Annotated in this window: 10 protein-coding genes; 5 read left to right on the top strand and 5 right to left on the bottom strand. The window is 64.7% G+C overall.

The window, feature by feature from the left end; all coding sequences use genetic code 11:
* The first annotated feature begins 198 nt into the window (after nucleotides 1-198).
* Genes T31B1_RS17880 through T31B1_RS17870 form a run of 3 tightly spaced genes read left to right on the top strand, consistent with a single transcriptional unit; the run spans nucleotide 199 to nucleotide 1,090 of the window.
* Nucleotides 199-420, top strand: coding sequence for a hypothetical protein (locus T31B1_RS17880; RefSeq protein WP_353250900.1), 222 nt, complete (start codon nucleotides 199-201; stop codon nucleotides 418-420).
* 50 nt (nucleotides 421-470) lie between these two features.
* Nucleotides 471-890, top strand: coding sequence for an HIT domain-containing protein (locus T31B1_RS17875; protein WP_353250899.1), 420 nt, complete (start codon nucleotides 471-473; stop codon nucleotides 888-890).
* Nucleotides 887-1,090 carry a SlyX family protein gene (locus tag T31B1_RS17870; RefSeq protein WP_353250898.1) on the top strand — a complete coding sequence of 68 codons (204 nt, stop codon included), beginning with the start codon at nucleotides 887-889 and terminating at the stop codon, nucleotides 1,088-1,090. The genes T31B1_RS17875 and T31B1_RS17870 overlap by 4 nt, the downstream gene beginning before the upstream one ends.
* Nucleotides 1,091-1,114: 24 nt before the next feature.
* Here the strand turns inward: T31B1_RS17870 and T31B1_RS17865 are convergent, their stop codons facing one another.
* The 3 genes from T31B1_RS17865 to ppc form a co-directional block, all read right to left on the bottom strand.
* A complete protein-coding gene (locus T31B1_RS17865) occupies nucleotides 1,115-1,516 on the bottom strand; it encodes a hypothetical protein (protein ID WP_353250897.1) in 402 nt (133 codons plus the stop codon).
* Between the two features lie 71 nt (nucleotides 1,517-1,587).
* A complete protein-coding gene (locus T31B1_RS17860; RefSeq protein WP_353250896.1) occupies nucleotides 1,588-2,121 on the bottom strand; it encodes a hypothetical protein in 534 nt (177 codons plus the stop codon).
* 72 nt (nucleotides 2,122-2,193) lie between these two features.
* Nucleotides 2,194-4,995, bottom strand: a complete 2,802-nt coding sequence (ppc, locus tag T31B1_RS17855) for a phosphoenolpyruvate carboxylase (protein ID WP_353250895.1) — start codon at nucleotides 4,993-4,995, stop codon at nucleotides 2,194-2,196.
* A gap of 150 nt (nucleotides 4,996-5,145) precedes the next feature.
* On the opposite strand from ppc, the gene T31B1_RS17850 reads away from it, so the two are divergent.
* Both T31B1_RS17850 and fdxA read left to right on the top strand, forming a co-directional pair.
* Nucleotides 5,146-5,727 (top strand): NUDIX hydrolase, encoded by a 582-nt coding sequence (locus T31B1_RS17850; protein ID WP_353250894.1) that lies wholly within the window; start codon nucleotides 5,146-5,148, stop codon nucleotides 5,725-5,727.
* A gap of 57 nt (nucleotides 5,728-5,784) precedes the next feature.
* Entirely contained in the window at nucleotides 5,785-6,108 is a 324-nt protein-coding gene (gene fdxA / locus T31B1_RS17845; RefSeq protein ID WP_353250893.1) for a ferredoxin FdxA, read from the top strand.
* A gap of 10 nt (nucleotides 6,109-6,118) precedes the next feature.
* Here the strand turns inward: fdxA and T31B1_RS17840 are convergent, their stop codons facing one another.
* Nucleotides 6,119-6,670 carry a class IV adenylate cyclase gene (locus tag T31B1_RS17840; RefSeq protein WP_353250892.1) on the bottom strand — a complete coding sequence of 184 codons (552 nt, stop codon included), beginning with the start codon at nucleotides 6,668-6,670 and terminating at the stop codon, nucleotides 6,119-6,121.
* The gene (xerD, locus tag T31B1_RS17835; protein ID WP_353250891.1) at nucleotides 6,645-7,553 is read right to left on the bottom strand and encodes a site-specific tyrosine recombinase XerD; all 909 of its coding nucleotides are present in this window, start codon (nucleotides 7,551-7,553) and stop codon (nucleotides 6,645-6,647) included. Before xerD ends, T31B1_RS17840 begins: the two co-directional genes overlap by 26 nt.
* Between the last annotated feature and the right edge of the window lie 34 nt (nucleotides 7,554-7,587).

Below are 7,587 nucleotides of genomic sequence, written 5' to 3'. Positions count from 1 at the left end.
TCTCTTGTCATCGAAAAGGCGCGCCTTGCAATGTTAATGACAGCATCAAAGGATACTGTCAACTTTTCAAGACGAATACCATGTCACGGAAAACATTACGAAAAACGTTCAGCACGGAGGACTGCGTCATCCGAAACAATATCGTGTACATCAGGATTGCGACTGATATACCTGAGGTATCGGCCAGTTCGCCGCCCTATGAAGCCGGAAGCCGACGCCGATGATCGCAACCGCTGCACCGACGCTCGAACCCTTGCGATTTCGGTTGATCAGGAGAGGCAATGGAACGCCATTGCGCAGGTGACGACGCGCTCCGTGACAGCCGCTGCCGGACGCCACATGGTCGGGCACATCGTGCGCTGGCGCGATGTGCGCAGCGTGACTTATCGCGCGGTTCGAAACGCTGTCTTTTCTGTATGATGCGCGCGGACCGTGTGTCGCGGCTCAACGAACCCTATCCGGATTGTCCGATGACTCTCGATCCGCAACTATTGAGCGATTGCCACCTGATCGGCACGCTGGACCGTGCGACCGTACTGCTCAACCGCAATGCCTGCGTGGGTTGGCTGATACTCGTGCCGGCTACCGAAGCCGTGGATTGGCACGAGCTGGACGACGCCGAGCACGATCAGCTGAGTCTGCAGATCCGGGCGCTGTCCGGCTTCACGGCGCGCTGGTTTGCCGCCGACAAGCTCAACGTCGCCACCCTCGGCAACGTCGTTCGCCAGATGCATATCCATCTGATCGCGCGTCATTACGACGATGCCTGCTGGCCGCAGCCGGTCTGGGGCCATCTGACCGAGTCGCGCGAATATGCAGCAGCCGAGATCGAGGCGCTCCGGCAGGCGCTGGATACCGAACTGGGCCTGACCCCGGCCCATGCCGCATGAGCGAGCAGTCGCTCGAATCGCTGGAGACGCGTATCGCCTACCAGGACGACGCGATCGAGCAGCTCAGCGACACGCTCTACCGCCAGACAATGGCGATCGAGCGGCTGGAGCAACGCTGCCAGGCGCTCGAAAACCGGCTACAGGCGCTGGCCGAGGCCGGCGAAGGCAGCGACGAAGATGCGCCGCCGCCTCACTATTGAACCGGCACCACGGCCCGACCCGGTCTAGAACTGAATCCGACCGCCGCCCTGGCCACCGCCCATGCCGCCCTGGCCGCCACCGAAGTCGCCCTGGCCCGGCACCTGAATCTTCTGACTCTGCTGGCGCTGCATTTCCTTGAGCTCTTCGATCGCACGCTCGGCGGCGGCGTTGACCGCCTCCGGGAACTGCTCGATAGCGCCCGACAGGCTGTCGGCTTCCAGCTCGAACGACAACGGCAGGCTGCCGGCGGGCGTCATCAGACTGGCCTGACCCTCGTATCGTGTCTCGCGCGCGCTGTCGTCGTCGCCGTCGGCAGTCACGGGTACCAGCCGTCGGATGCTGCCGACCTTCAGATCCGTAAAGGATTCCTCGCGGAACATATTGTCGGCGTCGATCTTGATTTCGGGCATGTCGTTGGCAGCCATGAGTTCACTCTGTCAAAAAATGGATGGCGGCAAGGATACCAGCGCCGGTGCCCGCGGCTAAGCCCGGCCCGCTAGAGCGCCTCGGCCCGCTGAAAGGCCGAATCGATCCGAGCCTGCAACTCCTTCTTGAACGCATCACGCAACAACGACTGGGCGCGTTCCATGTCGGGGCCGCTGACCAGCGTCTGCTGCAGCCCGTTGTAGACCGAAAGCGTCTGCATCTCGCCGTTGCCGGTGGCCACGGTGCGCAGCAGTTCGGTCGATGCCGAGGCGGCCAGCGTCACCCCGTCCGCTTCGGGCTGCTCGTGGACGATGTACATCACCCGCAGCACGCGCACGCCGGACGGCAGGTCCTGACCGTGCATACGGATACTCGCCTGCCGCGCACCCGATAGGGCTTCGCTGGCCATGGCCGCCACCACGTCGTCGGGCAGGATCGAGTTACCGGCGTCGGCTACCGGCATGACATCGATATAAACCGGCCGCTCCGGCGCGGCGCGCCGTGTCTGATCCTCCGCCGGCTGAGCCAGCGCTGCTGCACAGAATACAAACAGCATCAGACCGATGGCGCCGATACGCAGGAATGGACCACGAACGCTGTGCATGGCTTTGTCCTTTTCGAATACAGGCCGCCAGTCTAGGGTGCGCAGCCGAACCGAAAATGAACCGTTGTGCTGTCAGCCGGTGTTGCGCATGCCGGCGGCGATGGCGTTGATCGAGCGCAGCACCGGATCGAGCCAGACCCGGTCGCCGCTTTCCCGATAGCGCGCAAGCGCCACGATCTGGATATGGTTGAGCGGGTCAAGGTACGGCCGCCGCCGGTCCAGGGACGTCTGCAGTACGCGGTCGTCGTCGAGTAGCTGCGACTCACCGGTGATGGCCAGCACGCCGGCCACGGCCCGGTCGTATTCGGCACGGATGGCCTCGAACACCTGATGATGCTCGGCGGCCAGCGCGGCATAGCGGGCGGCGATCGGCATGTCGGCCTTGGCCAGCGACATCTGTACGTTGTCGATGATGGTCGCGAAGTAAGGCCAGCGCTTGTAGAGCGTCTGCAACTCGTCGGCGCTGGCACCGCCCTCGGCCAGAGCAGTTCCCAGGCCCAGCCAGCCGGGCAGCGTGTGTCGCGACTGGGCCCAGGCGAACACCCAGGAGATCGCGCGAATCGAGCTCTTGCTCATGCTGGCCGAGGACGGCCGCGAGCCGGGCCGCGAGCCGATGTTCAACGCACTGATCTCGGCGGTCGGCGTGGCCGCCTGGAAATAGTCGAAGAATCCGTCGGTCTGCTCGGTCAGTTGGCGATAATAGCGCTCGCCGGTATCGGCCAGGCGGCTGGCGATGTCCGAGAAATCGGCATCGCCTTCGGTCTGCGCGCTGGCCTTGGCCGTTCCGGTGATCCCCAGGGTCAGTTCGTGAACCGCGGTTTCCGGATTGCTGTACTTGGCGAAGATCATTTCGCCCTGTTCGGTGAACTTGATCTTCGAGCGGACGGTGCCCGGCGGCTGCGACATGATCGCCTGATGGGTTGGCCCCCCGCCACGACCCACGGTGCCCCCGCGGCCGTGGAACAACACGCACTCCACGCCGTGGCGCTGGCACAACGCGACCGCTGTCTGCTGGGCCCGATAAAGCTGCCAGCGCGAGGTCATGATGCCGCCGTCCTTGCAGGAATCCGAATAGCCGAGCATGACCTCCTGGACCGGCGTACCGTCGGCGTCGCTCGCCGCCGCCATGAACGCGCGATAGGCCGGATGGCCGAGCAGCGCGTCGAGCACCGGCTCGATATGCTCGAGATCGGCCACCGTCTCGAACAACGGCGAGATCGCCAGCGGCGGAGTACGCTCGGTTCCCGGCTCATACACGCCGGTCACGCGCATCAGCCAGACCAGGGCGAGCACATCCGATGCGCTGTGGGTCATGGAGATCACGTAGCTGCCGAACGCCTCGCCGCCGAGCGTGCGGGTGAACTCGCGGACCACGGCCAGGCTGGCCAGCGTATGGGCGACTTCCGACGACACATCGAGACGCTCGATCGAGGGCGTGTCCTGGCGATCCAGCTGGCGGCCGAGAATCTCCACACGGCGGTCCTCGTCGGCGTCGCCGTAATCGGACTCGATCTCGAGCGCGCGCAGCAGCTCGTCGACACACTGCGCATGACGCGTGGATTCTTCCCGCAGGTCCAGCCGGGCGAGATGGAACCCGAAGGTTTCGACCAGCCGCTGCCAGTCCTTGATCTCGGCGTCGGCGATGGCCCGGTCGCCGTGACTGATCAGCGACGCCCGCATGATCTGGATATCGGTCAACAGATCCCCCGCGCGTGCGTAGGCGATCGACGCGGCCTCGGTACGCTCGGCGCGCAGCCGCAGTTCGATCTGGATCTGATCCACCATGGCGGCGATACGCTGACGCATCAGGTAAAGCTTGCGACGATAAGGCTCGGCGGCAAACCGCTCGGCCCGGGCACCGGTATGGGCAGCGATCAGGCGTTCATCGGCGTCTAGCGAGGCCCAGAATTCGTCGCTGGGCGTACACCAGCGCGTGGAGAACGAAAGCCGGCTGGAGAGATTGTCGATACGCCGCAGGTATTCAGTGAGCACTTCACGCGCCTGCATGCGCAGCGCGTAACGCGTCTCGCGCTCGGTGACATAGGGATTGCCGTCGCGATCGCCGCCGATCCAGGAGCCGAAGGTCAGCACGTTCGGCGCCTCCACGTCTTCCCCATAGGCGTTGGCCAGCGCGCGCTCCAGGTTGCGGTAGATCAGCGGCACGCTGGCGAACAGCGATGCCCGGAAGTAATACAGCCCGTTGCGGATCTCGTCGGCGACCGTGGGCCGCGATCCACGGACTTCCTCGGTCTTCCAGAGCACCTGAATATTCTGGCGAATATGTTCTTCGATATCGGCCTGGCGGCGCATGTCCGGCGAGCCGAAGGTCAACTCGTGAAACCATTCGAACAGGCGTCGCAACGCGTCCAGCACGGCTCGCGGCTTGGCTTCGGTCGGGTGAGCAGTGAACACCGGCACGAACGCCAGTCTGCGCAGACGCCGAACGGCTTCGTCGCAGCTCACCCCCTTATTGGCCATGTCGGTCAGCGTGCGATTGAACGAACCCGGCCATTGCGGATTGCCTTCGGCGGCCAGCCGGCGGCGGGTTCGATGGGCATGCAGCTCCTCGAGCAGATTGGCGAGGTTGAAATAGATCGCGAACGCACGCGTGACCTCGGTCATGGTCTCGGCCGGCAGGCCGTCGATGAGCTGCTGCAATTCGGCGCGCTGGTCAGGGTCGTCGTGCTCGCGCAGAGCGATATAACCGCGGCGCAGTTTCTCCACCGTATCGAAGACCTCTTCACGGGCCTGTGAGCGCAGCACGTCGCCCAACAGCGCCCCGGCGGCACGGACCTGGGCGCGCAGGGCACGGTCGTGTTCGGTCTGATCGGCCTGACTGGCGGCCGGGTGTTTTTCGTTGATGGCAGGATTCATCGCAGACAATTCACCGGTTCGTATCGATGGCATCAAAGCATAGCAGCGGGTTCGTCGTCGCCGTCCAGGCCTGGCAGGGACCTGCAAAACCGTGAGGGGGCTCGCCGTGGCGTTGCGGTCTGATAATCTGCACGTCCTATGCCAAAGCCCATGTCCTTCTGCCCGAACTGCGGCGCGCCGATCGAATTCCGCGTACCCGAGGGCGACGATCGCAAGCGCAATATCTGCAGCGCCACCGGCGAAATCTTCTACGACAACCCGCGCAACGTGGTCGGCTGTATCGTCGAGCACGAAGGCCGGATCCTGATGTGCCGGCGCGCGATCGAGCCGCGTCTGGGTTTCTGGACTCTGCCGGCTGGTTTTCTCGAGCTCGGCGAGACGATCTACGAAGGTGCGGCTCGCGAGACACGCGAGGAAGCGCAGGCCGAAGTCGTCGACGCCGAGCTGTTCGCCATGATCGACGTCACCCATATCGGACAGGTGCATATCTTCTACCGCGCACGCCTGGCCGGCAGCCATTACGGGGCGGGCCAGGAAAGCCAGCTGGTGAGCCTGCTTGCCGAAGACGACATCGACTGGCCGCAGCTCGCGTTTCCGACCATTTACCGAGCACTCGAACGCTACTTCGCCGATCGCCGCGCCGGCACGTTCGGCCTGCATACCGAAAGCCTCGGCGCCAACGACTGGAAGGCCATGCAGCTGGCCCGCTCGCCGGACGGCGGGCGCACCTGACCAGCCGCAGCTGGTAAACTTCGCGGCTATCTCCCCGTCCTGTCACGAGGTCGTGCGATGACATTCGTTGTCACCGAAAACTGCATCAAGTGCAAATACACCGACTGTGTCGAAGTCTGTCCGGTGGACTGTTTTCACGAGGGCCCGAATTTTCTGGCCATTGACCCTGAAGAGTGCATCGATTGCACCCTCTGCGAGCCCGAGTGTCCGGTCGAGGCGATCCTATCCGAGGACGACCTGCCCGAGGATCAGGCCGACTTCCTCGAGCTCAACGCCGAGCTGGCGGCTCAATGGCCGGTGATCACCGAGGTCAAGAAGCCGCCGGAAGACGCCGACGAATGGGCCGACAAGCCGAACAAGCGCGAGCTGCTCGAACGCTGAGCCGCCTGTTTCATCGGCACGGTACGGCCGTGATCAGGTCGATATAGGCGCCCTCCACAAGCGCGCTCGCGTCGATCGCCAGGGTCTGCATGAGCCGCCGCGCCTCGTCACGGCCCGTCGACAGGTGAGCGTTGGCGGCCAGTACGACTTCGAGTTCGACGAAGTCGCCTAGTCCGGCCACCCGATCGACATGGACTCGGGTTCGCCCGAGCAGATACAGCGTGCGGGTCTTGTTCACCACGCCCCGGATACCCAGGGCATCGGCCAGCGTTGCGACCAGCCCAGCCGGATCCGAGGTCGGCGTACGTCGATAACACGACGCGCGGAGCCCGGCGACGTCGTCGCGCCGATAACCGATCAACTCGCCGTGGCCGTCGCCGAAATCGCGCACCTTCAGTCGGCCGTTCGAGCACACCAGGAACGTGTCTTTCTGACGGATCTCATAGGGTCCGTCCGCGGCCATTCCCGCAAGACATGCCTCCAGCCGGTCGCGATCGGCCAGTCGCGCCTTGATCTCGATATTGCGCGCCACGTCTTCACCCACGTGGGTGGTGTTCGGCATGGAGAGCGGCCAGCCGCGCCCGTGCGACATGCGTATAGATCTGGGTAGTGGACAGATCCGCGTGGCCGAGCAGCATCTGTACGGCACGCAGGTCGGCCCCGTGGTTGAGCAGATGCGTGGCAAAAGCATGCCGCAACGCATGGGGGGAGATATCCGCGCGAATACCGGCCTGGCCGGCGTGAGTACGAATACGGTGCCAGACATTCTGGCGGGTCATGCCGCCACCGCGCGCGGTCACGAACAGCGCGTCGCTGGCTGCCGAGCCCAGCAGCGCACCGCGAGCGGCGACCAGATAACGCTCGAGCCAGGCCACGGCGGTATCGCCCAGCGGCACAAGCCGTTCCTTGCCGCCCTTGCCGGTGATCCGGATCACGCCCTGGCGCGTGTTGACCTGGGCTCGGGTGGCGCCGACGAGTTCGGACACGCGCAGGCCTGCGGCATACATGAGCTCCAGCATCGCCCGGTCGCGCAGGCCCAGCTCGGTGTCCGTATCCGGAGCGCGCAGCAGCGCTACGACATCGGCCTCGCTCAACGACTTCGGCAATCGGCGTCCTTGGCTGGGCATGGCAATCAGCGCCGTCGGGTCCTCGTCGATGACGCCGGCGCGCAGCTGATAGCGATAGTACTGACGCAGGCTCGACAACAGGCGCGCCGCACTCCGAGGGCTCGAGCCCGGCGTGTTGCGCGCCGCGAGGTAGGCCTGGATATCGTGGCGCCGGACGCCGATCAGCGATCGCGAGTCCAGCCAGGCGGCGAAGTGGGCGAGATCGTTGCGATACGCGCCGAGCGTGGCATCGGCCAGACCGCGCTCGGCCCACAGGCCGTCGACAAAGGCCTCGATATGCGCGGCGGTCTCCTCGGCAAGGGTATCGATGGCAGCCATGGCCGCGAGGTTATAATCCCGGCCAATCTTTTGC

Source organism: Salinisphaera sp. T31B1, assembly GCF_040361275.1.
Taxonomy (GTDB): Bacteria; Pseudomonadota; Gammaproteobacteria; order Nevskiales; family Salinisphaeraceae; genus Salinisphaera.
Note: the sequence above shows the minus strand (reverse complement) of the source record. Positions and strands in the feature narration are given on the sequence as shown.

Bases quoted from the DNA above. Each gene is read 5' to 3' on its own strand.
- T31B1_RS17880 (WP_353250900.1), top strand. From the start codon at position 199: ATGAAGCCGGAAGCCGACGCCGATGATCGCAACCGCTGCACCGACGCT.
- T31B1_RS17875 (WP_353250899.1), top strand. From the start codon at position 471: ATGACTCTCGATCCGCAACTATTGAGCGATTGCCACCTGATCGGCACG.
- T31B1_RS17870 (WP_353250898.1), top strand. From the start codon at position 887: ATGAGCGAGCAGTCGCTCGAATCGCTGGAGACGCGTATCGCCTACCAG.
- T31B1_RS17865 (WP_353250897.1), bottom strand. From the start codon at position 1,516: ATGGCTGCCAACGACATGCCCGAAATCAAGATCGACGCCGACAATATG.
- T31B1_RS17860 (WP_353250896.1), bottom strand. From the start codon at position 2,121: ATGCACAGCGTTCGTGGTCCATTCCTGCGTATCGGCGCCATCGGTCTG.
- ppc (WP_353250895.1), bottom strand. From the start codon at position 4,995: ATGAATCCTGCCATCAACGAAAAACACCCGGCCGCCAGTCAGGCCGAT.
- T31B1_RS17850 (WP_353250894.1), top strand. From the start codon at position 5,146: ATGTCCTTCTGCCCGAACTGCGGCGCGCCGATCGAATTCCGCGTACCC.
- fdxA (WP_353250893.1), top strand. From the start codon at position 5,785: ATGACATTCGTTGTCACCGAAAACTGCATCAAGTGCAAATACACCGAC.
- T31B1_RS17840 (WP_353250892.1), bottom strand. From the start codon at position 6,670: ATGCCGAACACCACCCACGTGGGTGAAGACGTGGCGCGCAATATCGAG.
- xerD (WP_353250891.1), bottom strand. From the start codon at position 7,553: ATGGCTGCCATCGATACCCTTGCCGAGGAGACCGCCGCGCATATCGAG.